Annotated in this window: 22 protein-coding genes, 1 tRNA gene and 3 pseudogenes; 13 read left to right on the top strand and 13 right to left on the bottom strand. The window is 71.9% G+C overall.

Annotation, left to right across the window (positions count from 1 at the left end; translation table 11 throughout):
• Nucleotides 1-44 precede the first annotated feature (44 nt).
• Nucleotides 45-623, bottom strand: a complete 579-nt coding sequence (locus tag U9R90_RS04315; RefSeq protein WP_411055023.1) for a carboxymuconolactone decarboxylase family protein — start codon at nucleotides 621-623, stop codon at nucleotides 45-47.
• A 145-nt stretch (nucleotides 624-768) separates the two neighbouring features.
• On the opposite strand from U9R90_RS04315, the gene U9R90_RS04310 reads away from it, so the two are divergent.
• The 9 genes from U9R90_RS04310 to U9R90_RS04270 all read left to right on the top strand — a co-directional run bounded on the left by U9R90_RS04310 (nucleotide 769) and on the right by U9R90_RS04270 (nucleotide 10409).
• Nucleotides 769-1209 (top strand): PPOX class F420-dependent oxidoreductase, encoded by a 441-nt coding sequence (locus U9R90_RS04310; RefSeq protein ID WP_411055022.1) that lies wholly within the window; start codon nucleotides 769-771, stop codon nucleotides 1207-1209.
• 49 nt (nucleotides 1210-1258) lie between these two features.
• Complete coding sequence (locus tag U9R90_RS04305; RefSeq protein ID WP_411055021.1) at nucleotides 1259-2467, top strand: MBL fold metallo-hydrolase; 1209 nt, start codon at nucleotides 1259-1261, stop codon at nucleotides 2465-2467.
• 183 nt (nucleotides 2468-2650) lie between these two features.
• The gene (locus U9R90_RS04300) at nucleotides 2651-4492 is read left to right on the top strand and encodes a LuxR C-terminal-related transcriptional regulator (protein WP_411055020.1); all 1842 of its coding nucleotides are present in this window, start codon (nucleotides 2651-2653) and stop codon (nucleotides 4490-4492) included.
• Nucleotides 4493-4628: 136 nt separating this feature from the next.
• Nucleotides 4629-5993, top strand: coding sequence for an FAD-binding oxidoreductase (locus U9R90_RS04295; RefSeq protein WP_411055018.1), 1365 nt, complete (start codon nucleotides 4629-4631; stop codon nucleotides 5991-5993).
• A gap of 474 nt (nucleotides 5994-6467) precedes the next feature.
• A complete protein-coding gene (locus tag U9R90_RS04290) occupies nucleotides 6468-8354 on the top strand; it encodes an ATP-binding protein (RefSeq protein ID WP_411055017.1) in 1887 nt (628 codons plus the stop codon).
• Nucleotides 8355-8421: 67 nt separating this feature from the next.
• Nucleotides 8422-8865 carry a roadblock/LC7 domain-containing protein gene (locus U9R90_RS04285; RefSeq protein ID WP_411055016.1) on the top strand — a complete coding sequence of 148 codons (444 nt, stop codon included), beginning with the start codon at nucleotides 8422-8424 and terminating at the stop codon, nucleotides 8863-8865.
• Nucleotides 8862-9242 (top strand): DUF742 domain-containing protein, encoded by a 381-nt coding sequence (locus U9R90_RS04280; protein WP_411057635.1) that lies wholly within the window; start codon nucleotides 8862-8864, stop codon nucleotides 9240-9242. The genes U9R90_RS04285 and U9R90_RS04280 overlap by 4 nt, the downstream gene beginning before the upstream one ends.
• Entirely contained in the window at nucleotides 9220-9843 is a 624-nt protein-coding gene (locus U9R90_RS04275) for a GTP-binding protein (protein ID WP_411055015.1), read from the top strand. Before U9R90_RS04280 ends, U9R90_RS04275 begins: the two co-directional genes overlap by 23 nt.
• Complete coding sequence (locus tag U9R90_RS04270) at nucleotides 9840-10409, top strand: GAF domain-containing protein (RefSeq protein WP_411055014.1); 570 nt, start codon at nucleotides 9840-9842, stop codon at nucleotides 10407-10409. Before U9R90_RS04275 ends, U9R90_RS04270 begins: the two co-directional genes overlap by 4 nt.
• A 32-nt stretch (nucleotides 10410-10441) precedes the next feature.
• On the opposite strand, the gene U9R90_RS04265 is transcribed toward U9R90_RS04270, so the two are convergent.
• Nucleotides 10442-11644 (bottom strand): acyl-CoA dehydrogenase family protein, encoded by a 1203-nt coding sequence (locus U9R90_RS04265; protein WP_411055013.1) that lies wholly within the window; start codon nucleotides 11642-11644, stop codon nucleotides 10442-10444.
• Nucleotides 11645-12239: 595 nt separating this feature from the next.
• Here U9R90_RS04265 and U9R90_RS04260 point away from each other — a divergent pair.
• The gene (locus U9R90_RS04260) at nucleotides 12240-12599 is read left to right on the top strand and encodes an MmcQ/YjbR family DNA-binding protein (RefSeq protein WP_411055012.1); all 360 of its coding nucleotides are present in this window, start codon (nucleotides 12240-12242) and stop codon (nucleotides 12597-12599) included.
• A gap of 44 nt (nucleotides 12600-12643) precedes the next feature.
• Here the strand turns inward: U9R90_RS04260 and U9R90_RS04255 are convergent.
• A pseudogene (locus tag U9R90_RS04255) lies at nucleotides 12644-12829 on the bottom strand (transketolase); the annotation flags it as partial.
• Nucleotides 12830-12837: 8 nt separating this feature from the next.
• Nucleotides 12838-13173, bottom strand: a pseudogene (locus U9R90_RS04250) (transketolase); the annotation flags it as partial.
• A 162-nt stretch (nucleotides 13174-13335) separates the two neighbouring features.
• Between U9R90_RS04250 and U9R90_RS04245 the strand changes: the two are divergent.
• Nucleotides 13336-13436, top strand: a tRNA-OTHER gene (locus U9R90_RS04245).
• An 81-nt stretch (nucleotides 13437-13517) separates the two neighbouring features.
• On the opposite strand, the gene U9R90_RS04240 is transcribed toward U9R90_RS04245, so the two are convergent.
• From U9R90_RS04240 to U9R90_RS04225, 4 genes are all read right to left on the bottom strand, one after another.
• Nucleotides 13518-14189 (bottom strand): hypothetical protein, encoded by a 672-nt coding sequence (locus U9R90_RS04240; protein WP_411055011.1) that lies wholly within the window; start codon nucleotides 14187-14189, stop codon nucleotides 13518-13520.
• A gap of 207 nt (nucleotides 14190-14396) precedes the next feature.
• Nucleotides 14397-14831 carry a DUF6196 family protein gene (locus tag U9R90_RS04235; protein ID WP_411055009.1) on the bottom strand — a complete coding sequence of 145 codons (435 nt, stop codon included), beginning with the start codon at nucleotides 14829-14831 and terminating at the stop codon, nucleotides 14397-14399.
• Nucleotides 14831-15379: a GNAT family N-acetyltransferase gene (locus U9R90_RS04230; protein WP_411055008.1), complete on the bottom strand. Its 549-nt coding sequence runs from the start codon at nucleotides 15377-15379 to the stop codon at nucleotides 14831-14833. The genes U9R90_RS04235 and U9R90_RS04230 overlap by 1 nt, the downstream gene beginning before the upstream one ends.
• Nucleotides 15373-15603, bottom strand: a complete 231-nt coding sequence (locus U9R90_RS04225; RefSeq protein WP_411055007.1) for a hypothetical protein — start codon at nucleotides 15601-15603, stop codon at nucleotides 15373-15375. Before U9R90_RS04225 ends, U9R90_RS04230 begins: the two co-directional genes overlap by 7 nt.
• A gap of 182 nt (nucleotides 15604-15785) precedes the next feature.
• Between U9R90_RS04225 and U9R90_RS04220 the strand changes: the two genes are divergently transcribed.
• A complete protein-coding gene (locus tag U9R90_RS04220) occupies nucleotides 15786-17204 on the top strand; it encodes an FAD-dependent oxidoreductase (RefSeq protein ID WP_411057634.1) in 1419 nt (472 codons plus the stop codon).
• 10 nt (nucleotides 17205-17214) lie between these two features.
• Here U9R90_RS04220 and U9R90_RS04215 read toward each other — a convergent pair whose 3' ends face one another.
• From U9R90_RS04215 to pcaG, 5 genes and pseudogenes are all read right to left on the bottom strand, one after another.
• Nucleotides 17215-18396 (bottom strand): 4-hydroxybenzoate 3-monooxygenase, encoded by a 1182-nt coding sequence (locus U9R90_RS04215; protein WP_411055006.1) that lies wholly within the window; start codon nucleotides 18394-18396, stop codon nucleotides 17215-17217.
• Complete coding sequence (gene pcaC / locus U9R90_RS04210; protein ID WP_411055005.1) at nucleotides 18396-19121, bottom strand: 4-carboxymuconolactone decarboxylase; 726 nt, start codon at nucleotides 19119-19121, stop codon at nucleotides 18396-18398. The genes U9R90_RS04215 and pcaC overlap by 1 nt, the downstream gene beginning before the upstream one ends.
• Nucleotides 19122-19323: 202 nt before the next feature.
• Nucleotides 19324-19650: pseudogene (locus tag U9R90_RS04205) on the bottom strand (alpha/beta fold hydrolase); the annotation flags it as partial.
• Between the two features lie 80 nt (nucleotides 19651-19730).
• Entirely contained in the window at nucleotides 19731-21182 is a 1452-nt protein-coding gene (gene pcaB, locus U9R90_RS04200) for a 3-carboxy-cis,cis-muconate cycloisomerase (RefSeq protein WP_411055004.1), read from the bottom strand.
• Nucleotides 21160-21717, bottom strand: a complete 558-nt coding sequence (gene pcaG / locus U9R90_RS04195; RefSeq protein ID WP_411055003.1) for a protocatechuate 3,4-dioxygenase subunit alpha — start codon at nucleotides 21715-21717, stop codon at nucleotides 21160-21162. Before pcaG ends, pcaB begins: the two co-directional genes overlap by 23 nt.
• Between pcaG and U9R90_RS04190 the strand changes: the two genes are divergently transcribed.
• Nucleotides 21695-22204, top strand: coding sequence for an IclR family transcriptional regulator C-terminal domain-containing protein (locus U9R90_RS04190; RefSeq protein WP_411055002.1), 510 nt, complete (start codon nucleotides 21695-21697; stop codon nucleotides 22202-22204). The two genes, pcaG and U9R90_RS04190, sit on opposite strands and share 23 nt — an antisense overlap.
• Nucleotides 22205-22778: the final 574 nt, after the last annotated feature.

Here is a 22778-nt window from a genome sequence, read left to right as displayed (position 1 = left end):
CCGGGAGGGGCAGGCGGATCAGGGGGCAGATGGAAGCAGGAGGGTCAGGAGGACGTCGGCGTACGCTCGGAGCCGGTCCGCGGCAGGGCGCAGGACTCCTTGAAGCCCTGGCTGGTCAGCCCTACCGCGGCGTTGAACCGGGAGCGCAGGTTCTCGACCGCCACCATCATGGTGAGCTCGACGAACGCCTCCTCACCCAGACGGCCGATCAGCCGGTCCGCCAACGAGTCGTCCAGGGCGTACGGGTCGGTGGTCACCGCCTCCGCGTACTCCAGGACGTCGCGCTCCAGCGGTGTGTAGACCGCGCTTTCGCGCCACACCGGGACGTCCTCCAGCTTCCGCGGGTCCATGCCGCTCTCGTGGTGCTTCCAGTAGCCGAAGTCCATGCACCACGAGCAGCCGATCGCGGCCGCCGACGCCATGACCGCCAGCGCCTTGAGCTCGTGATCGAGCGTGTTCCACCGGGCGATGGACTGCTCGTAGCGCACGGTGCCCCACAGCGCCTTCGGGTGGTGTGCCATGGCCTTCAGCGGGTCCATGGTCCGGCCGTACGCGCGCTTCGAGTACCACCGGACGAAGCGGTAGACGAGGGACGGGCGCGGAGCGAGCGAGATACGGGCCATGTCGGCCACCTCCCATGCGTGACGTTCGCTGTCACCCCTGCGACGGACGGGGGCCCGTGGAATGTGACATCGAGGCGGCCGCGGCCGGTGTGAACCGGATCACCGGATGCGGAATCCCTGAGCCGTCCGGCACGTTGAGCAGGGCATGACGGCATCTGAGGTCCCCCAGGAAGCCCTGCTCAAGCTCCTCTCCGAGTACGACGGAGGGGTGTTGGCCACCCTGAGGCGAGACGGTCGCCCCCAGCTGTCGAACGTCAACCACCACTACTACCCGGACGAACGGGTGCTGCGGATCTCGATCACCGATGGCCGTGCCAAGACCCGCAACCTCCGCCGAGACCCCCGCGCGAGCTACCACGTCACCAGCGACGACCGCTGGTCCTGGACGACTGTGGACGGCACCGCCGAGCTGACCCCGGTCGCTGCCGACCCGCAGGACGCCACCGTCGAAGAGCTGATCACCCTGTACCGCGATGTGCTGGGCGAGCATCCGGACTGGGACGACTACCGCGCGGCGATGGTGCGCGACCGGCGCCTCGTGCTGCGCCTGCACGTCGAGCGGGCGTACGGGCAGCCGAGCGCCTGAACCCCGAGTGCCCATAATGGAAACCCTGACCGACCCACCAGGAGGTCCCGTGACGGCCAAGCCATCCCTGCGCTCCGGGCTCCGCTCGCTGCGGCCTGAGGCCTTCGGCGCGGACGCGACGGGTGAGCGACTTGAGCGCATCCGCCGATCGCCGCATTTCGCCCAGGGACAGTTCCAGAACCCGGTCGGGGCGACGGTCCGCCCCGCCGGTTCGACGCTGGAGCTCGCCAAGCGGTACTTCCGCAGGGAGGAGCGCGCCCGCCGCGCCCCCACCGGTCCGGTGCCCGTGCATGCCACCACCCTCGCCGACCTGGCCCGGCCCCCGGCGAGCGGACTGCGGCTGACCTGGATGGGTCACTCCAGCGTGCTCGCCGAGATCGACGGCAAGAGGGTGCTCTTCGACCCGGTGTGGGGCGAGCGCTGCTCGCCCTTCGCCTTCGCCGGGCCCAAGCGGCTGCATCCGGTGCCGTTGCCGCTGGCCGCACTGGGGCCGGTCGATGTCGTCGTCATCTCGCACGACCACTACGACCACCTCGACCTCCCGACGATCAAGGCCCTGGCCGGTACGGACACGGTGTTCGCGGTGCCGCTCGGCGTGGGCGCGCACCTGGAGCGCTGGGGCGTCAGCGCGGACAGGCTGCGGGAGCTCGACTGGCAGGAGAGCACCAAGGTCGCGGGGCTCGAACTGACCGCGACCCCGGCCCGGCACTTCTGCGGCCGCGGCCTGCGCAACCAGCAGATGACCCTGTGGGCCTCCTGGGCGGTCGCGGGCGACAGACACCGGATCTACCACAGCGGGGACACCGGCTACTTCCCCGGTTTCGCGGACATCGGCGCCGAGCACGGTCCGTTCGACGCCACGATGATCCAGATCGGCGCCTACAGCGACTACTGGCCGGACATTCACATGACGCCCGAGGAAGGGGTACGCGCGCACCTCGACCTCCAGGGAGGTCCGCACGGCACCCTGCTGCCGATCCACTGGGCCACCTTCAACCTGGCCCCGCATCCGTGGGCCGAGCCCGGCGACGGCACCCTCGCCGCCACCCGGCGCGCGGGCGTCGACATCGCGCTGCCCCGGCCGGGCGAGCCGTTCGAGCCCGGTTCCGACGCCATGCCGTCCACGCCGTGGTGGCGCTCGGTCGCGCCCCCGGCGGAGGCGGAGGTGGCGGCGCCGGTACCCGAGAAGCCGGCGCTGGCCGAGCCCACGCGCGCGGCCGAGGGCACGGGCGAGCCCGAGCCGACACCGGCCGCGTAGGACTGACACCGGCCGGTAGGACCGACACCAGCCGCGTAGGACCGCCCGACCTGCGGTCATGTGCGCGTAGGACCGCCCGACCTGCGGTCATGTGTCCGTGGCCTGCCTCGGGGCGGCACGGCCGCGTGCCGCACCAGAGGCGACGCCGGTGCGCCCCGGACCGCCCGTTCCTATCCTGGAGAGGTGCCCACCCAACAGCCGGTCACCGTCGTGGAACGGGCCCGTGTGGCGGTCGCCCAGGAGGACTGGGCGACAGCGCGTCGGCTGTTCCGCGCCCAGGACCCGGCCACGCTGGGGCCCGCCGCGCTGGACGAGTTCGCCGACTCGGCCTGGTGGACCGGCCACCCGGAGGAGTCCATCGACCTGCGCACCCGGGTCTACGCCGCGCAGCACGCGGCCGGTGACCTGCGCGCGGCCGGCGCCACCGCCTGGATGATCTTCTACGAGTGCCGCGACATCGGCCGCCCCGCGGCCGCCGCGGGCTGGCTGCGCCGAGCCCGCCAGGAACTGGCCGCCACCCCCGACTGTCCCGAACGCTGCTACCTCGACTGGAGCGACGCGGAGGAAGCCCAGGAGGAGGGCCGTCAGCAGGACGCCCTGGAAGCCGCCCGCCGGATGGTCCGCACCGCGCACCGCCATGGCGATGCCGACCTGCTCGCGATGGCCCGGCAGGTCCACGGCAGCGTGCTGATCGCCCAGGGCCACGTCACCGAGGGCCTGGCGCTGCTGGACGACGCGATGTGCGCCGTCACGGCAGGAGAGCTGTCCTCGCTGTTCACCGGGTGGATCTACTGCCTCGCCCTCAGCGACTGCATGGCCGCCGCCGAGCTGGAGCGGGCCGTCGAATGGTCCGACGCGGCGATGCGCTGGTGCGAGGTGCTCGGCGGCGACAACCCGTTCCGCGGCCTGTGCCGCGTCCACCGGGTACAGGTACTCCAGCTCCAGGGCCACTGGAGCCGGGCCCAGACAGAGGCCGACCGCGCCCGCCGCGAGATGGCCCAGCTGATGCCCACCGACACCGTGACCATCGGCGCCGCGTACTACGAGACCGCGGAGATCCACCGGCGTCGCGGTGACCTGACCGCCGCCGCGCAGGCCTACACCCGCGCGCACGCACACGGCCACCACCCCCAGCCCGGCCTGGCCCTGCTCCGCCTCGCCCAGGGCCGTGCCCAGGAGGCCCTCGTCGGGCTGCGCCCGGCCCTAGGGCGTGTGTCGGAAGTCCCTCCTGCCCCGCGACGCCTGGCACGCACTCTCGCCGCACCGGGCGAAAGCCCGAATACGTCCAGTACGAGGGCTTCCACCCGGCACGCCGAGAGCACGCACCAGCCGCCGCAGGGCCCACCCTCCGGGCGGACGGAGGGACTTCCGACACACGCCCTAGCCGCCGTACCGGCCACCGACCGTCTCGCCCGAGCCGGCCTGCTCGCCGCCCTGAACGAGATCGCGCTGGCCAACGGCGACATCGCACAGGCGGCCGAGGCCGCCGACGCCCTCACCGCGCTCGCCACCGAAGCCCACCACCCGGCCCCGCTGCAGGCCATGGCGTACACCGCCCGCGGTGCCGTCGCGCTAGCCCAGGTGCAGCGCCCCGGTCGGCTCGACGAGGCGCTGCGGCTGCTGCGCCGAGCCCTCAGCCACTGGCTGACCCTGCGCGCCCCGTATCAGGCCGCCCAGGTCCGGATGTTGCTCGCCTCCGCCTGCCGGCGCGCCGGGGATCCGGAGGGCGCACGGCTGGAGCTGAGTTCCGCGCGGGATGTCTTCGAGAGTCTCGGGGCCGCCCCCGACGCCCGCCGCGCCGCCGCGCTGCTCGGCCGCGAGCCACCGCTGCCGGGACACCTCACCGCCCGGGAAGCCGAGGTACTGCGGCTGGTCGCCGCCGGCCGCTCCAGCCGGGAGATCGCCACGGACCTGAGCATCAGCGAACACACCGTCGCCCGGCACCTCAACAACATCTACGCCAAGGTCGACGTCTCCTCCCGCGCCGCCGCCACCGCCTACGCCTACACCCACGGACTCGTCTGACCCGGTCGACCGATATGGGTGATTCCGCCCATACCGGCCCGGGAACTGGGCTGTTTCCGCGATGCCGCCGCCCTGCCCCAGGAGGTACACCGGCCGTAGTGAAGCACCTGACCCGTCCCCGAAAGCCGGTGCCACCATGACCACCCTCACCGCCGACCCGCTGCTGGAGGCCGTCCACGGCGAGATCATCCGGCCCGCTGACCCGGCGTACGACGAGGCCCGCCGCGTCTACAACGCGATACACGACCGGCACCCCGCCGTCATCGTGCGCGCCGCCGACACGGCGGACGCCATCGCCGCCGTCACCTTCGCCCGGGACAACGACCTGCTCCTCGCCGTGCGCGGCGGCAGCCACGCCGTCGCCGGCTACGGCACCTGCGACGACGGCCTGGTCCTCGACCTCGGCCGGATGCGGGGCGTCCGCGTCGACCCGGAGCGCCGCACGGCCCGCGTCGAGGGCGGCGCCACCTGGGCCGACTTCAACCACGCCACCCACGCCTACGGTCTGGCCACCACCGGCGGCGTCATCTCCACCACCGGTGTCGCCGGTCTCACCCTCGGCGGTGGCATGGGCGTGCTCTCCCGCCGCTGCGGCCTGAGCTGCGACAACCTGCTGTCCGCCGACGTCGTCACCGCCGACGGCCGCGCCCTGACCGTGGACGAGGAACACCACCCCGACCTGTTCTGGGCGCTGCGCGGCGGCGGCGGGAACTTCGGCGTCGTCACGTCGTTCGAGTTCCGCCTCCACCCTGTCGCCGACATCCTCGGCGGCCCCACGGTCTACCCCCTGGACGGCGACGTCATCCGCCGCTGGCGGGAGCTGATCGCCGAGGCACCGGAGGAGTTGAACGCCCTGCTGGTGCTGGCACTCGGCCCCGTCGTGCCGTTCCTCCCCGAGCGCTGGCACGGCCGCCCGGTGTGTGTCGTCCTCACCTGCTGGACCGGCCCGTCCGAGCACGACGACCGGATCCGCGCCCAACTGGACTCGCTGGGGCCGGTTCTCGGCCAGTACGTCGACCGGATGCCGTACCCGGTGATCAACACGCTCTTCGACGAGGATCTGCCGCCCGGTCTCTACCACTACTGGAAGGGAAACTTCAGCCGCGAGCTCTCCGACGGCGCCATCGACGTCCACCTCACCTACGGCGAGACCATCCCGTCCATGGAGTCCGACACCGCGATCTTCCCCATCGACGGCGCCTGCCACCGCTTCGGCCCCGAGGACACCGCCTTCGCCTACCGCGACGCCGCGTTCTCCACCGCGTTCGGCCCGTCCTACCGCGACGCGGCCGACACCGAACACAACAAGGCCTGGTGCCGCGCCTACGACACCGCGCTGCGCCCGCACACCGAGGAAGCCGGCTACGTCAACTTCATGGACACCGACGACCAGCACCGGGTCCGCGCCAGCTACCGGCAGAACTACGACCGGCTGCGCGCCATCAAGCGCCGCTACGACCCTGGCAACCTCTTCCGCCTCAACCACAACATCGCGCCCTGAGCGCCCTGACCACTCTCGCCGCCAGCTGCCCGAGCTGCGGCTCACTGTCCGTGGTGGCGCGCTCGTCGGGAGCCGGCGCCGAGCGTACGGCCCGACGGGGCTGAGCGGCGGTCCGCGGGAGGCGCACGGCGTACGGGGGTGGACAGGGCTCCCGTACGCCGTACTGGCTGAAAACCGCAGGCGAACAGGCGTACGTGCGTCATGCGTACGGGTTCCGGGGTGATCCGGATGACCGTGCGGGGCGTCATACCAGAGCGGGAGTCTCTTCGCTGGACTTTGCCAACTGACTCTCGCACACGGCATGTTGGCGACTACTGTGTGTGCCCGCTGGGGCGACGCCGCGATGCCTTCCGATGGCTGGCGTGACCCCGCGCGCGATGCCGCATGCCGTCATCCGACCAACGTTCAGCCGAGCCCTACGCACCCCTCCCCGCCGCCGCCTCAGGAGCGGGGAACCCCCATCCGAGGACGCTGATGTCTCACCCTCGTGAACCCGCCGCACGCGCAGACCGCCGTGAGGGCGGGCGGCACGGCAGGCCGGGACCCCGCACCGCTCAGCCGCTGCCCGAGACCCTGATACGCCGTCAACTCCAGCGCAGCGCGGTCCTCCCGGCCGTCGCGGTGGCCCTGTGCGGAGCGGGCGCCGTCCTGTTCGCCCTCCGCCTGACATCCGCCCGGCCGACACTCACCCAGTGGGCCGTGCTCGCCGCCGCGGCGGCGGTCGCCGTCGCCGGGATCGCGGCCGCCGCCGTGGCCGCGAACCGCGCCGCGCAGACCGTGCTCGACCGCCTCATCGCACTGCGCCGCACCAGCGCACGCGGCCAGTCCGAGCTGCGTGGCGTCGTCGAGGGGCTGCGCCGTGGCGAACGCCCACCGGCCCGCACCTCACCCGCGCCCCCCAGCGCGTCGGCCGACGAGTTCGACCTGCTCACCGACGAGTTGAACCGCGCCCACGACATGGCGGTGGCCTCGGTCGTCCAGGCCGCACAGCTCTCCAGCCACGCGGGCAACGAACAGAAGGTCGAGGTCTTCGTCAACCTCGCCCGCAGGCTTCAGTCCCTGGTGCACCGCGAGATCCAGCTCCTGGACGAGCTGGAGAACGAGGTCGAGGACCCGGAGCTGCTCAAGGGCCTCTTCCACGTCGACCACCTCGCCACCCGTATCCGCCGCCATGCCGAGAACCTCGCCGTGCTCGGCGGCGCCATCTCCCGTCGGCAGTGGTCGAATCCGGTCACCATGACCGAGGTGCTGCGCTCCGCCATCGCCGAGGTCGAGCAGTACTCGCGGGTCAAGCTGGTGCCGCCGATCGACGGCACGCTGCGCGGCCACGCCGTCGCCGACGTCATCCACCTGGTGGCCGAACTGGTCGAGAACGCCTCGGTGTTCTCGGCCCCGCACACCCAGGTACTGCTGCGCGCCAGCCATGTCACGGCCGGGCTCGCCGTCGAGGTCGAGGACCGTGGCCTCGGTATGTCCGTCACCGAGCAGAACAAGATGAACTCCCTGCTCAGCGACCCCGACCAGGTCAATGTCGCCAGCCTGCTCTCGGACGGGCGCATCGGGCTCTTCGTGGTCGCCGCGCTGGCCCGCAGACATGGTGTCGCGGTGCGGCTGCAGACCAACATCTACGGCGGTGTCCAGGCCGTCGTCGTACTGCCCCAGGGGCTGCTCGGAGCCGAACAGCCCCAGCAGGGCCAGCAGGGCCAGCAAGGCCAGCAGGGCCAGCAGGGCCAGCAACCCCCAGGGGCCGTGCCCGCGGGGCCCGCACCGAACCGGGTCCAGGCCCCGCCCCCGCCGGTCGGCGCACCGGAACCGGCGCAGCTGTCAGCCGCGCCTGCGCCGCCGCAGCCCCGTACGGTCACCACCGCGCCCTCGCACGGCCCGGCGGTGTACCTCCCGCAGCAGGCGCGGCGGGACGACGCCCTGGCGGCGGGCGGCACCAAGGCCGCCCCGGCCCCCGCCAACGGCACCCCGCTGCCCGTACGCGCGACGCACGAAGCGCGGCCGACACCCGCCGACGCCGTACCCGGCATCCGCCCCGAGGACCGCGCGGCGGCCGCGGAGCACGCTCTGGCGGGCCCGGCCGACGGCGCGGCACGCGCCGAACAGGGCCGCCCCCGGCTTCCCAAGCGGCGCGCGCAGGAGCACATGGTGCCGCAGCTGCGGGAGGCGCCCGCCGCGCCGCCGCGGGACAGCGGCCATCTGGTGGGCCACGACCCGGGCCTGATGGCCGCCTTCCAGCGGGGCATCGGCCTCGCCGAAGACCAGGACCGAGACGAGCACCAGGACCAGGACCGGGACCGGGACCTGGACCTGGCTGCCGGGCAGGACCGTCAGGAGAGGAGCGAACCGGCCGGATGACCTCCATATGAATGCCGTACGACCTCGCCCTTCCCCAATCGCCGTACCCCCAAGGAGTCGATCCACCATGGCGAGCGATGTGCCGAGCGGCCACGCCTCCGACCTTGACTGGCTGTTGAGCGGGCTGGTGCAGCGCGTGCCGCACACCCGCAGCGCGGTCCTGCTCTCCTGTGACGGGCTGGTCAAGTCCGTGCACGGCCTGGAACCCGACAGCGCCGACCACATGGCGGCCCTGGCCTCCGGTCTCTACTCACTGGGCCGCAGCGCCGGCGCCAGATTCGGGGACGGCGGTGAGGTGCGCCAGGTCGTGGTCGAGCTCGCCGACACACTGCTGTTCGTGTCCACCGCGGGCTCCGGCACCTGCCTGGCGGTGCTCGCCGGGCGCGACGCGGACGCGGCCGTACTCGGCTACGAGATGGCGATGCTGGTCAAGAGCGTACGTCCGTATCTGGTCACCCCGGCCAGGCAGCCGGCCGTAGCCCCCGCGGCGCACTCCGCCCCGAGGTCCTGAGCGTGGCGGCCCCGCAGGACGGGCCGTGGCTAGACGACGCGGCCGGTCGGCTTGTCCGCCCCTACACGGTGAGCAACGGCCGGACCAAGCCGTCCGCCCCGCTGGACCTGCTGTCCCTGGTGATGCCCACCGGGGCGCTGCCCGCGGGGCAGTTGGGGCCCGAGCACAGCCAGGCGCTCGGGCTGTGCGACGGCCGCCCCACCTCGGTCGCGGAGATCGCGGCGCAGCTGCGGCTGCCCGCGGTGGTGACCAAGGTGCTGCTGGCCGATCTCGTCGACTGCGGGGCGCTCACCGCGAAGGCCCCCGGTTTCCGCCACCATCCCACCGACCGGTCCCTATTGGAGGCAGTGCTCGATGGTCTACGACGCAGGCTCTGAGCCCTTCCCCTCTGAGCCCCTTCCCGCTGAGCCTTTCCCCAACGCACTGAAGATCCTGATCGCGGGCGGCTTCGGGGTCGGCAAGACCACCTTCGTGGGCGCGGTCAGCGAGATCGAGCCGCTGTGCACGGAGGAGTTGCTCACCACGGTCAGTGCGGCCACCGACAGCCTGGACGGCGTCGAGCACAAGACCACCACGACCGTGGCCATGGACTTCGGACGGATCACGCTCGACGACCGGCATGTGCTCTACCTCTTCGGCACTCCGGGGCAGGAGCGGTTCTGGTTCATGTGGGACGAACTGTCCGAAGGCGCCCTCGGGGCGATCATCCTCGCTGACACCCGACGCCTTGAGGACTGCTTCGCTGCCGTCGACTTCTTCGAGCACCGAGACATCCGGTTCGTCGTCGCGGTCAACGAGTTCGACGGCGCGTACCGCTATGAACCCGACGAGGTGCGCGCGGCCATAGACCTCAAGCCCGACGTGCCGGTGATGCTCTGCGACGCACGCATCTCAAGTTCCGGCATCCAGACCCTGCTCGCACTGGTCGAGCACCTGCTCAACCCCATCCCGGCATCGAGCCACGGAGCGCGCACATGATGTACGACCCGACAGGGCACCTGCTGCTCACCCCCATCGACAACGACGCGCCCACCCGAGTGCAGCGGCTGCGGCGGCTCGGCCTCGGCGAGCACGCGGACCCGGCCTTCGACGCGTTCGCCGACCGGCTGGCCGAAGTCACCGGAGCGCCGTACTCGATGGTCAACTTCATCGACGAGAACCGGCAGTTCTTCGCCGGACTGCACACCCCGGCGGGCAGCCAGTCCGGTGCCGAACTGGGGGCGGCGGCCGCCAGCAGCGGGGTGAGTCGCTATATGGCCAGGGACCACGGCTACTGCCCCCATGTGGTGGTGCGTCGTAAGGCACTGGTCCTTGAGGACGTCTGCGACTACCCGCGGTTCGCGGGGAACCCGGTGGTCGACGAGATCGGCATCCGCTCCTATCTGGGGGCGCCGCTCATCGACCGTACGGGCATCGCGCTCGGCACGATCTGTGTCGTCGACACCGAGCCCCGCCCGTGGGGGCGGGCAGGGCTCGAGACGATCAAGTCGCTGGCCGCGGAGCTGGTCGGGCAGATCCACCGCCGTGAGGACGGCGGCATCTGATGGTGGGCCGCCTCAGCCCGCCATACGGCGGGCTATACGGCGGGTTCCAGATCGGTGCGCACCAGGTCGGCCAGCCGCTCCGACCAACTGCCCTTGGCCCTCCCCAGCGCGACCTCGGCCAGCCGCAGCAGCTGGACGTCCGAGGTGCCGGCAGGCGCGAAGATGTGGTGCGCGTCGCGCAGGAAGCGCTCGACGGGCCGGTCCGTGAAGAGGCCCGCCGCGGCGTGCACCTCCATGGCGTTGCGCGCCGAGTCCAGCGCCGACTCGACGTTCACCACCTTGGCGTTCATCAACTCGGCGTCGCAGGAGCGCCCCTCGTCAAGGAGATGCGCCGCGTGGTACGCGGCGAGTCGGCCGGTCATCACCCGGGACTGCATCTGGCCCAACTTGAGCCTGATGTTGGTCAGTTCGTGCAGGGGTTTGCCGTAGCGGTGCCGTTCCGCGCTGAATCGGACGGTTTCATCGAGCAGCGCCTGGTGGATGCCGAGCGAGACCGCGGTCAGATTCGGTCGGCCGTACAGCACGCTGGAGGAGTACGCGACGGCCAGCCCGTCCCCCTCCTCGCCGAGCCGGTTGGCGGCCGGGACCCGGCAGTTGTCGAAGACCAGCTCGCCGAAGCTGAAGCCGTGCAGGCCCATCGTGGGCCGCTCGTCGGCCAGCGAGAACCCGGGCGTACCGGACTCGACCAGCAGCGCGGTGAGGCCTTTCGAACCGGGTCCGGTACGCACCACGACACCATGGAGGTCACCCACATGGCTGTTTCCCACGTACACCTTGCGGCCGTTGACGATGTAGTCGTCCCCGTCCCGTACGGCGCTCGCCGTCATCCCGAGTACATGGCCGCCCGACTCAGCCTCCGTGACGGCGATCGTCGGCAGGCACTCACCGGCCGCCACGGCGGGCAGCCAGGTCTTCTTCTGCGAGTCGCTCCCGAAGTGGACGATCTTGGCAACGCCCAGCTGGGAGGCCTGCACCATGGCGCCCATGGCGCCGCTGACCCGGGACAGCTCCTCGATGACGATGGTCTTGGCGAGGTGCCCGGCCCCCATTCCGCCGTGCTCCCGGGCGATGGTCACACCGATCCAGCCCTGCCGGGCGATCAGCCGCGACAGCTCGTACTGAACGGTGCGGGCGGCTTCCATGGCGGCTATCCGGGGACGGACCTCCTGTTCGGCGAAGCCTCGTACTTCTTCCCGGAGCTGATGGTGACGCCGACTGGTGAAGTAGCTGTCCATCGCGAGCCCTCCTCCGCGAAACGCCTGCCCGCATAGTTGTTCGAGCAGGTGGTGCCTCCGCAGTGGCCCCGTCCCGAACCGGCCACCCCCTGCCGTCCGGTCCACTCCCCAGACATGCCCACCGGACATCTGACTGCCACATGCCGCAGGCAAAGCTTTCGCAGGTGAGTGGCCGACAGCAGTCGTCGATGCGGACACAGACGCGCGAAGTGTCATCAACAAGAGAGGGAATTCGGACACCACCGACCGCGGGTGTACGGCTCGCGTGCGGCGCCGTTCCATCCCGCGGAACCCCTGCGGCACCCTCAGGGCGCACGCCGTGTATCGCACGCCCCGCGCGTCACGCTCGCGGCCCAGTAGTACCGCACCGGGCGGTTCGTCCGGTAGGGGTCCCATGGCCGGAAGTCGAGCGTCAATTCCGTACGCGGGCGGTTGTCGGCCACACATCGGCGGCCGACGCGGCGACGGCGCGTGGGTGCACACGACGGCGCACACGCGGCGTGTGCGGATGCCGACTCGGCTCCCGGCGTGGCCACATGGGCACCGACGCGGCCCGTGCACGGCGATTGTCAGTGCGGTGTCCTACCGTCGTGCCATGACCACGTCCGACGATGTCCGTAAGCACGCGCTCGCCCTACCGGAGACCACCGAGAAGATCGCCTGGTCCATGCCCACCTTCCGGGTCGCCGGGAAGATGTTCGCCACCCTTCCGGAGGACGAGACCTCGATAGCCGTCCGCTGCCCCAAGGAGGAGCGGGACGAACTGGTGCTGGCCGAGCCGGACAAGTTCTGGATCGCCGACCACGAGGCGATGTTCGCCTGGGTCCGGGTGCGCCTGGATGCGCTGGAGGACACCACCGAGCTACGGGACATCCTCACCGACTCCTGGAGGCAGGCCGCGCCGAGCAGACTCCTTGAGGCACACCCGGAGTTGGACCCGCCGACGACGGCCTGATGCGCTCGCCGCCGTATCCGTCTCCGCCTCGCCCTCGCCCTCGCCTACGCCGCGACCCGCCGCCGGGCCAGGAAGTCACCGATCCGCGTGCGCAGGGAGGCCGGGGCGAGGCCGTGCGCGGCCAGGTGCTCGTCCGTGTCGCCGTAGTGGCGCAGCTCGCGCCGGGCGACGCCGGGACCGACGACGCGGTGCGGAAGGTCGGCGAGGGCGTCGCCCGCGGCGGCGGTGGCCTTGGAACCCGGCCAGGCCGATCTCGGTGAGTACGACGGGAAGCCTCGGGTCCTCGTCGAGCAGCCGCGGTCACCGCCGACCAGCCCGCGGCCTCGAAACGGGCGGAGATCCCACCGGGCCTGGCATGGCTCGCGGAGCGGTTGTCGATCACCAGCACGTGCGGCCGCTCCAGGGCGGCGGGGCCCGCGAAGGCGATGGCCTCGTGGTTGCTGCCCTCGTCGAGCTCGGCATCGACGACCAGCACCCAGACCCGCGGGTCAGTACGCCCCTGCGCCCGCAGCCCGAGCGCCGTACCGAACCCGATCGGCAGCCCGTGCCCGAGCGAGCCGCTGCCGATCTCGGCGCTCCGCGGTCGCGGGGGAGACACCGGAGCGTGCGACCTCAACCAAACTTGAGGTCAGCCCTCCGCCTGCCACCGTGGAAAACGGGTTCACGACCACCGCCCCGAGTGCGGTATTGTTTCCGTGCGCGTTCGGCCAGGGGAAACCCCAGGTCACACGGGCATCGGGACGTGGCGCAGCTTGGTAGCGCACTTGACTGGGGGTCAAGGGGTCGCGCACTTGACTGGGGGTCAAGGGGTCGCAGGTTCAAATCCTGTCGTCCCGACTCGAGAGAGTCGCAGATCAGGGGCCGTTTCAGAGCAATCTGAAGCGGCCCCTTGATTATTTTTGCTAGGCCGTTATGCGCTCAGCCGTTCCCGAGCGGGCGCAGGCACATGGCCACCGCGTCGACGGAGTCCTCAAGGCGCATCAGATACTCGTCGCCCGTGCAGTCCTCGACCCGTGCGGTGCGGTACTGCGCCTGGGATGAATCGCAGTCCACGCGCTGGAGGTTCTGCTCCGGCCAGGTGCTCAGGTTGCGTACGCAGTCCCCGACACCGATGGACGCCTTGCCCGACTCCCCGGACGAGTCGGAGTCGTCGCCGACGATCACACCGACCGTGATGAAGAACGCGAGCGCGAGCACCAACAGCACCATCGGCGCGAGGATCACCAGGGCAGGCGGGCGCAAGAGCACCCGGCGGCCCGGGTCGAGCGGTGGACGCCAGCCGCCGCGCGGCTCGGGCAGCCCGCGGAACAGGGCGCGCGGGCCGAGATTCATCAGGACCGTGATCGGCGTGAAGAAGAACGACAGCGGACCCCACCAGCCCTGCCACAGGGTGTCGCTGGTCATACGCCGCTGGATCGCCGTGCCGCACGAGCGGCAGAAGACCCCTTCGCGCTTCAGGAAACGCATGAGCACGACAATGCCCTGGTGACCGCGGACGACGGCGTACGCGGCGGGCAGCGCCCCGCACACCTCACACGGCGTCTCGCCGCCCGGTCCCATCCAGGGGTACCCCTGGTACGGGTGCTGCATCGAGGGCACGGGGCCGCCGGAATGTGCGGGGCCCTGATGGTAGGGCGGCGTGGACACGGTGTTGTCTCCCCCGTTGAGTCGGTCCCGGCGTGTCGTCGGCCGAGGGGATCACCCTAGACGTGTCCCGTGGGTCACCCTCCAGGGGGAGAACCGGCGTCTTCAGGCGGCCGGACGGTCCGCGCCGTAGCGCCGCGTGGCCCGCAGGGATCAGCTGTCTCGTAGCGTCCTGACGACCGTGATGGCTTGATCGAGCAAGTCGATGGGACAGCCCCAGTAGTCATAGATGCCGCCGCGGGCGCGGTTGCTGCCACAGACGACAAACACGCCGGTCCCCAGCTCGGTCTTGAGGTGGGTGGCCAGCCAGCCGACGAAACCGCTGTTGTCCACGTGATCGGGGAAGTGGAAGGAGAAGAGTCCGAAGCGTTCGACGTCGTCGCCTTCCTGGGTGAGCGGGACCAGGCGGCTCCAACTCTCCCCGTCCCGAACGACCGCAAGCGTCTCGGCGGTGAGCGCCGGTGGCTGGTCGGCCGGAGACTCCTCAAAACACCAGACGCCGTCGTGCACGACGAGTTCAGCCCGAGCGATCTCACGGCGTAGCCGCTGCTCGGTCTGTTCCGCGGACTCCATGCTCACACTGACCATCAGCGAGACTCCTTGATTGCGATCTTCCAGTCCTGGGCCAGGAGCCCGAGCAGCACCTCGTCCAGGAACTCGCCCAGCACCCAGGTCGAGGAGCGCAGCACGCCCTCGCGGACGAAGCCGTTGCGCTCGGCGGAGCGCAGCATCGCGGCGTTGTCCGACAACGTCTCGATCTGCAGCCGCTGCAGGCCGCGTACGACGAAACCGTAGTGGCACAGCACCGCGACCACGTCGGTGCCGAAGCCCTTGCCGCGGGAGGACGGCAGCAGCCCGAGGCCGATGTGCGCGGACCGGTTGTGGTTGTCGATGCCCCACAGCGCCGAGGCGCCGACCAGCGTGCCGCCGTCCAGCTCCACCACGGAGAACGGGACGTGTTGTTGCGCAGTGTCGTCCACCACGAACCGTGAGTTCTTCGAGCCGGGCGTGATCGGCCGCCATGGACGGTTTTGGGACCGCGAGTGGTGGACCACATCGTCGTGGAGCTCGGCCTGCAGGATCGGGATGTCGTCCTCATGCCGGGCCCTGAGCCCGACCTTGCTGCCTCTTAGCATGCGAGCTTCCTATCCGACCGGGCCGGCCGGCGGCAAACCAATAAGGGGTGGGCAGTTGGTGTAGCGGCGGAGCAGATGAGGGCGCCGGCGATGCAGACGAAGGCCAGGAAGCGCTCGGCTTCGGCCTGCGGGTCTGTGCCGAGGCGGAGGATCTCATTGTTCCGGGGTGACAGCAGCATCGGCAGCATCGACGCGTTCATGGAGGTCAGCTTCCAGGTCGTCATCGACAGCGCTCCAGCGTCCGTGCACCGTTGACGTGACCTCATGACGGAGGCCCCTGGAATCCGCCGTCGCAGGACGGGGCGTCCGTCGTGCGCCGGCCCGTCGAGGTGGCCGATCCGCCTTGGAATACTGGGAGTTGCTGGAACGAACCGGTAGTTTCGAGGAGGCGGAATCGTTGGAATCTGTGGTGGCGGCGAATGCTGGGGGCGCGCGGGCCGGGAGGCGGCATGCCGTAGTCGTCGGGGGGAGTCTCGCGGGACTGCTCGCCGCGAGGGTGCTCGCCGAGTACGCCGACCGGGTGACCGTCCTGGAGCGGGACCGGCTGGCCGCGGAGACCGGAGCGCGGGCCGGTGTGCCGCAGAGCCGGCACCCGCATGTGCTGCTCGAAGGCGGGCAGCGGGCGCTGGACGCGGTGCTGCCGGGTTTCATGGACGAGTTGCGGGCGGCGGGCGCGCCGCGGGTCGGGATGCCGTCGGACCTGGTGCAGTGGCAGGACGGCCGCTGGTTCCGGCGGATGCAGGCGACGACGCATATCCACACGGGTTCGCGTACCCAGCTGGAACAGCTCGTGCGGCAGCGGGTGTTCGCCCATCCCGCGATCAGCGTGATCGAGGGGACGGATGTCGTCGGGCTCCTCGGCGATGCCGAGCGGGTACGGGGTGTGCTGCTGCGTGAACGTGGCGAAGGCGTCTCTGGCGAGCCGCGGCCGCTTGAGGCCGATCTGGTCGTGGACGCCTCCGGGCGCGGTACGAAGGCCCCGCGGTGGCTGGCGGCTCTCGGCGCGGACGTCCCGCACGAGGAGACGATCGAGACGGGCCTCGCCTACGCGTCGCGCTTCTACCGCGACGCGAGCGGTCAACTGGGCACCGCGGCGCACGGCTTCTTCGTGGTCCCCAACCCCTCGCAGACCCACGGGGCCGTCGTCGTACCCCAGGAGGACGGCACCTTCCTCGTCACGCTCTCCGGGCTGCGCGGTGACGAACCGCCCACCAGCGAGGAGGAGTACGTGGCGTACGCCAAGCGGCTGCCGCACCCGATCGTGCACCGGTGGCTGCGCGGGGCCGAGCCGCTCTCACCGGTGTACGGCTTCCGGCAGACCGCGAACGTCCGGCGTCGCTACGACCTGCCCGGCCGACGCCCCGCCGGATTCCTGGCGACCGGCGACGCCCTGTGCACGTTCAACCCCGTCTACGGCCAGGGCATGACCGTCGCCGCGCAGAACGCCATCGCCCTGCGCGACGCGCTGGCCGACGTGCGCCGCACATCGAGCACGCACCGGGTGCAGCGGGCCCTGTTCGCGTCGTCCCGCCAGGCCTGGGACATCTCGGCCGGGTCGGACAAGCAGATGCCGGGCGCGACCGGCAACGCCCTGTCCTCACGTGCCGTGGACCGGCCGGTCGGCTGGTACCTGCGCCGCGTCCAGCAGCGCTACGCCAGTGATCCGGTCGTGGGCCGTGCCTTCCGGTCCGTGCTGACGCTCAACGCACCCGTCACGGCCCTCTTCGCGCCGCAGGTGGCGCGGCGGGCACTCTTCGGCCCGGTCCCGCCGTCGCCCGCCGAGCCGCCGATGGAACGCGAGGACGCGGCGGGTCAATACAGCTAGGGCCTGTCGATTAGGGCCCTTCGATGGGGAGACCGACGTAGTTCTCGGCCAGCTCGGCGGCGGCGTGCGGCGACGAGGCGATGCGGTCGAGCTGGGAGAGCTGCAGTCGCGTGTCGAAGGGGTTCTGGTCAGGGGCGGTGTGCAGGGTGGTGGTCATGAAGGACGAGAAGTGCTCGGCCCGCCAGACCCGGCGCAGGCAGATGTCGGAGTAGGCGTCGAGGAGTTCGGTCGACCCGGCCGCCTGGAGGTGGGCGAAGGCCCGGGCGAGCACGATGACGTCGGTGGCGGCGAGATTGAGGCCCTTGGCTCCGGTGGGCGGCACGATGTGTGCCGCGTCACCGGCCAGGAAGAGCCGCCCGAAGCGCATCGGCTCGGTGACGAAGCTGCGCATGGGCAGGACCGACTTGGCGGTGATGGGGCCGCGTTCGAGCCGCCAGTCGCCGTCGACGGCGAAACGGGCGTCGAGTTCGTCCCAGATCCGCTCGTCCGGCCAGTTGGCGGGGTCGTCGCCCGCCGGGACCTGCAGGTAGAGGCGGCTGACCTGAGGGGAGCGCAGCGAGTGCAGGGCGAAGCCGCGCGGGGAGTGGGCGTAGATCAACTCCTCGCATGAGGGCGGCACATCAGCGAGTACGCCGAGCCAGGAGTAGGGGTACGTTCGCTCGTACGTCCGGCGCAGGTGCTCGGGAAACGCCTCGCGGGCCACGCCGTGGAAGCCGTCGCAGCCGACCACGTAGTCGCAGGTCAGGGTCTGCTCGCGGCCGTTGTGGGCGAAACGGACGGCAGGGCGCTCGGTGTCCGCGCCCGTCACCTCGCGCACCTGCGCCCCGAAGAGCAGCGGTCCGCCCTCGGCGAGCTGGAGGGCTATCAGATCCTTGACCACCTCGGTCTGGGCGTAGATGGTCACGCCGCGCCCCTGAGCGAGAGAGGGAAAGTCGACGCGATGGGCGCGGCGGTCGAAGCGCAGCTCGATACCGTGATGGACCAGTCCCTCACGGTCCAGGCGTTCCCCGGCGCCGCAGTCGCGGAGGGCGTCGACGGTGGCCTGTTCGAGGACTCCGGCACGCTGGCGCTGCTCGACGTAGGCACGGTCGCGGCTCTCCAGGACGACACTGTCGACCCCGGCCTTGTGCAGCAGCCGGGCGAGCAACAGTCCGGCGGGGCCGCCGCCGATGATGCCGACGGTGGTGTGCATCAGAGTTCTCCCTCAGTACGGCTGCTGGGCTGGTTCACGTTGTCCTCGTTGTCTTCGTCGTCTTCGTTCAAGACGCGGTTCGCGACGGCGAAGGCGGAGTTGGCGGCCGGTACGCCGCAGTAGACGGCGCTCTGCAGCAGCACCTCGCCGATGTCTTCCGGGGTGAGACCGTTGCGCAGCGCGGCGCGGACGTGCAGGGCGAGCTCTTCGTGATGGCCGCCCGCGACCAGGGCGGTGAGGGTGACGCAGCTGCGCGTACGGCGGTCAAGACCTGGCCGGGTCCAGATCTCACCCCAGGCGTAGCGGGTGATCAGGTCCTGGAAGTCGGCGGTGAGCGGGGTGGTGCCCGCGATCGCCCGGTCCACGTGGGTGTCACCGAGGACGGCACGGCGTACGGCCATCCCCTGTGCGTGCCGGGACGCGTCCGCGGCGTACGGGCCGGGTGGCAGGTGCGCCCGCAGCGCGGCGAGGACGGCCTGCGGCCGCTCGACACCGGCCAGATGCGCGGCGCGGGCGAGTTCGACCAGACTCGCGCCGGGGATGTGGTCTGCGAGTTCGCGGGCGTGTGCGGGCCCGGTGGCCTGATCGTCGCGGCCGCCGATCACCAGGGTCGGCGTGCTGATCCGGGGCAGCTCCGCGCGGAGGTCGAAGGCGGCCAAGGCGTCGCAGCATGCCGCGTATGCCTCGGGGTCGGCGGCCTGCTGGTCGGCGACCAGGGCGGCCACCCGCGGGTCGCCGCTCGCCGCGAAGGCCGCCGTGAACCACCGGTCGGGTGCGGTGACCGTCAGCCGCCGTGAACCACCGGTCGGGTGCGGTGACCGTCAGCGGCCCGGTGCCCTGGGCGCGGACCAGTTCGGCGCGCTCGTGCCAGCGCTCCGGCGAACCGAACCGGGCCGATGAACAGACCAGCGCGAGCGAGGCGACCCGCTCGGGGCGGTGCACCGCGAGCCAGCTGCCGACCGCGCCGCCGAGGGAGATGCCCGCGTAGGCGAAGCGGTCGACGCCCAGCTCGTCCGCGAGCTCCAGCACCAGTTGGGCCAGGTCGGCGATGGTGGCACCGGCGGTCAGGAGCGAAGCGGGCGAACCGCCGTGTCCCGGCAGGTCCCAGCGCACCACGCGGTGGTGCCGCGCCAGCGTGGGCAGCTGCGGTTCCCAGACGGCGAGCGAGGTGCCCAGCGACGGGCCGAGCAGCAGCGCGGGCGCGTCGGGAGGGCCCTCGACGCGGTGGTGCAGCAGCGTGCTGTGGTCCGTCATCGGCACGCTAGGCGGCACGTTAGGCGGTGCGTTCGACGGCACGTTCATCGGTGCGTTCACCGGCACGTCAATCGGTGCGTTCATCGGTTGTCCTCGGGACGACGGGCGGGGTGTTCGGGTTGGCGCAACAGGGCACGGTCGGTCAGCGCCCCGGCCGAGCCGGGGTAGCCCGTCGGATCGAGCAGTTCCCGCAGCCGCTGCCGGGTCAGTACGCCGGACAGCTCCGGCTCGTCCGCCAGGACCTGCTCCACGGCCTTCTCCAGCGGGGCCTCCTGTTCGGCGGCCCGGCGCACGGCCTGGGCGAGGAGCCACTTGGCCGCCTCGCGTCCCACCGTCGGGGCGAGTGCGGCGAGCAGGTGCTCGGAGGCCAGAAGTCCGTGGGTCAGCGCGAGGTTCGCCCGCATCCGGTGCGGCAACACGGTCAGGCCCCGGGCGAGTTCGGCTGCCTCGCGGGCCGCCCCGCCGGTCAGCCGCAGTGCGTCCCTGAGCGTCTGCCACTCGGCGTGCCAGGCGCCGCCGGGGCGCTCGTCCTCCGCCACCATGGATCCGAAGAGCACGGCCGCGAGCGCGGGCACCTGGCGGGCGGCGGAGGCGATGAGGGTGGCTCGTACGGGATTGGCCTTGTGCGGCATCGCGGAGGAGCCGCCGCCGCTGCCCTCCGCGACCTCGCCGATCTCGGTACGGGAGAGTACGAGCACATCGGCGGCGATCTTGCCCAGGGCCCCGGTGCACAGCGCGAGCGCCGAGCCGAGTTCGGCGACGGGTGTGCGCAGGACGTGCCAGGGCAGGTCGGGCGCGGCCAGCCCCGACTCGCAGGCGTAGGCGGACAGCAGGCGCAACCCCGTGTCACTCTCCGCACCTGCCCGCGCCGCCTGTGACTGGCCGTATGCGGGGAAAGCCGCGAGGGTGCCCGCCGCGCCACCGAGCTGGACGGGCAGCGCGGCACGGACGCGGGCGAGGCGGTCGTGGGCGTCGAGGACGAGCGCGCGCCAGCCCGCGGCCTTGAGCCCGAAGGAGGTGGGCACCGCATGCTGGGTGAGGGTGCGGCCGGGCATCGGGGTGTCGCGGTGCACGGCGGCGAGGCGGCCGAGCAGGTCCGCGGTCTGTTCCAGGTCGTCGAGGAGCGGGGCCAGTGTCCGGGAGGCGACCAGCATGGCGGCCGTGTCCAGGATGTCCTGGCTGGTGGCCCCGCGGTGGACGTAATCGGCCGCCTCGGGATCGGCCTCGGATACGGCCCTGGTCAGGTCGGCGGCCAGCGGGATCACCGGATTGCCGCCGGCGCGCGCCCGCAGCGCGAGCGAGGCCAGGTCGAACGCATCGGCGCGGGCGGCGGCGGTGACCGCGTCGGCGGCCTGGGCGGGAGCCGCGCCGAGTGCTGCCTGGGCGCGGGTCAGCGCCGCCTCGGCGTCCAGCATGGCCTGGAGGAACGCGTGATCGCTGGTACTGGCCGCGGCCGCGCTGCCTGCCCACACGGGGGAGAGCAGGCCCGTATCGAGTGCCGCCGTGCCGTCAGCGGGGATCGGGGAACTCAAGGAACACCGTCTCCTTCGCGCCTTGGAGGTGGATGTCGAGGCGGTGCGTGCGGTCGCTCTCCCGCCGTGCGACCAGCGTGGCGCGCCGGTGCTCGGGCAGTCCGGCGAGCAGCCGGTCACCGGTCGGCTCGGCGAGATAGGCACGGGTGTAGAGGTGCTGCGTCAGCCCTCGGGCGAAGACGCACACGGACAGATAGGGGGCGGCGGCGGGCGGCGGCAGGGTGCGCACCGCCCAGTGGCCCGCCGCGTCGGTGGCCACTCTGGCGAACCCGGTGAAGTCCACGCCGTTGCGGCCGAGGTAGCCGCCGGTCACCGGGTCCCGGCGGAGCGATCCGGGTCGGCCGGACAGGGAGCCGTCGGGGGCCGCCTGCCAGAACTCCAGCAGTGCGTCGGGGATCGCGGCGCCCGCGCCGTCGTAGACGTGTCCGTGGACGGTGACGGTGTCCCGATGCCCGGCCGGGGCGATCTCGCCGCCGCCGGGGAAGGGCAGCGCGTAACCGTAGAAGGGACCGATGGTCTGGGACGGGGTGGGCACCAGCGGCACCGGGGCGGGCGCCAGTGGCGATGGGGTCGCGGGGAGCGGAGACGGGATCGCGGAAGGCGGAGGTGGGGTCGCAGGGGGCGGCGACGAGGGCGGCGGGAGCATCAGCGGTCCTCCTCGGGCTCGGTCCAGGNTGCCGGATGCCGAGCGCGAGGCCCGGCTGGCGCGCGCCGCGCCGATGCCGCTGACCCGGCATACCGTCACCCGGCGGGACGCACTCGCCGCGCTCCTGGACCAGGCCGCGCGCGACGGTTACGCCTTGGTCGACGAGGAGTTGGAGGAGGGCCTGCGCGCGCTCGCGGTCCCGGTCCACGATCGCACCGGGCGCGTGGTGGCCGCCGTGAACGTCGCCATGCACAGCGGCCGCCGCAGCGTCGAGCAGTGCCGCACGGAGCTGCTGCCCCGCATGCTGGCCGCGGCCGCCCGCACCGAGGCCGACCTGCACATCGCCAGCCGTTACGCGCCCGTCCCGGCCACCTGATCCCGGATCCGGACCTGCGGGACCCCGGCCGGGCGTGCGGGCCCTGGATCCGGAGCCGCGGGACCGGGACCGGACTCGCGGGACCCGGAGCTGGGTGTGTGGGACCTGGGACGGGGCGTGTGGGACCTGGGAGTGGACTTGCGGGTCCCGGGTCTGGACGTGTGGGACCTGGGATGGGGTGTGTGGGAGCCGCGGGATCTGGGGGCGGACTCGTGGGTCCCGGATCCGGACGCGCAGGCCCCGGATCCGGACGTGCGGGACCGGGACCGGGACCGGGCGGTCAGGTCCCGGGACCGGACTCGCGGGACCCGGAGCTGACCCGTGGGCCACTAGGGGGCGTCTCTCCGATCTTCGCGGATCAGCCTGCGCCCGCTGCGAAGCAGCTGATGTCTCGCGGTGCGGTGCATCGGCGTGCGGCCGGATCGCCCTCGTACTGGACGTACTTGGGTGATTCGGCCGTGCGTCGGAGGGGGTCCCTCCCTGCTCAATGGGGTCTCCCCTGCTCGAGCGCAGCCGAGAGCTTGGGGAAGCAGTCGAGAGCTTGGGGGCGCGTGCCAGGCGTCGCGGGCCCGCG

The organism is Streptomyces sp. E11-3 (genome assembly GCF_046540415.1).
Taxonomy (GTDB): domain Bacteria; phylum Actinomycetota; class Actinomycetes; order Streptomycetales; family Streptomycetaceae; genus Streptomyces.
Note: the sequence above shows the minus strand (reverse complement) of the source record. Positions and strands in the feature narration are given on the sequence as shown.

Excerpts from the sequence above, each read along its gene's own strand:
- U9R90_RS04260 (WP_411055012.1), top strand. The coding sequence starts at position 12,240 with ATGACCACGTCCGACGATGTCCGTAAGCACGCGCTCGCCCTACCGGAG.
- U9R90_RS04215 (WP_411055006.1), bottom strand. The coding sequence starts at position 18,396 with ATGCACACCACCGTCGGCATCATCGGCGGCGGCCCCGCCGGACTGTTG.
- U9R90_RS04240 (WP_411055011.1), bottom strand. The coding sequence starts at position 14,189 with ATGCAGCACCCGTACCAGGGGTACCCCTGGATGGGACCGGGCGGCGAG.
- U9R90_RS04315 (WP_411055023.1), bottom strand. The coding sequence starts at position 623 with ATGGCCCGTATCTCGCTCGCTCCGCGCCCGTCCCTCGTCTACCGCTTC.
- U9R90_RS04285 (WP_411055016.1), top strand. The coding sequence starts at position 8,422 with ATGGCGAGCGATGTGCCGAGCGGCCACGCCTCCGACCTTGACTGGCTG.
- U9R90_RS04230 (WP_411055008.1), bottom strand. The coding sequence starts at position 15,379 with ATGCTAAGAGGCAGCAAGGTCGGGCTCAGGGCCCGGCATGAGGACGAC.
- U9R90_RS04310 (WP_411055022.1), top strand. The coding sequence starts at position 769 with ATGACGGCATCTGAGGTCCCCCAGGAAGCCCTGCTCAAGCTCCTCTCC.
- U9R90_RS04265 (WP_411055013.1), bottom strand. The coding sequence starts at position 11,644 with ATGGACAGCTACTTCACCAGTCGGCGTCACCATCAGCTCCGGGAAGAA.
- U9R90_RS04225 (WP_411055007.1), bottom strand. The coding sequence starts at position 15,603 with ATGACGACCTGGAAGCTGACCTCCATGAACGCGTCGATGCTGCCGATG.
- U9R90_RS04290 (WP_411055017.1), top strand. The coding sequence starts at position 6,468 with ATGTCTCACCCTCGTGAACCCGCCGCACGCGCAGACCGCCGTGAGGGC.
- U9R90_RS04275 (WP_411055015.1), top strand. The coding sequence starts at position 9,220 with ATGGTCTACGACGCAGGCTCTGAGCCCTTCCCCTCTGAGCCCCTTCCC.
- U9R90_RS04270 (WP_411055014.1), top strand. The coding sequence starts at position 9,840 with ATGATGTACGACCCGACAGGGCACCTGCTGCTCACCCCCATCGACAAC.
- U9R90_RS04295 (WP_411055018.1), top strand. The coding sequence starts at position 4,629 with ATGACCACCCTCACCGCCGACCCGCTGCTGGAGGCCGTCCACGGCGAG.
- U9R90_RS04235 (WP_411055009.1), bottom strand. The coding sequence starts at position 14,831 with ATGGTCAGTGTGAGCATGGAGTCCGCGGAACAGACCGAGCAGCGGCTA.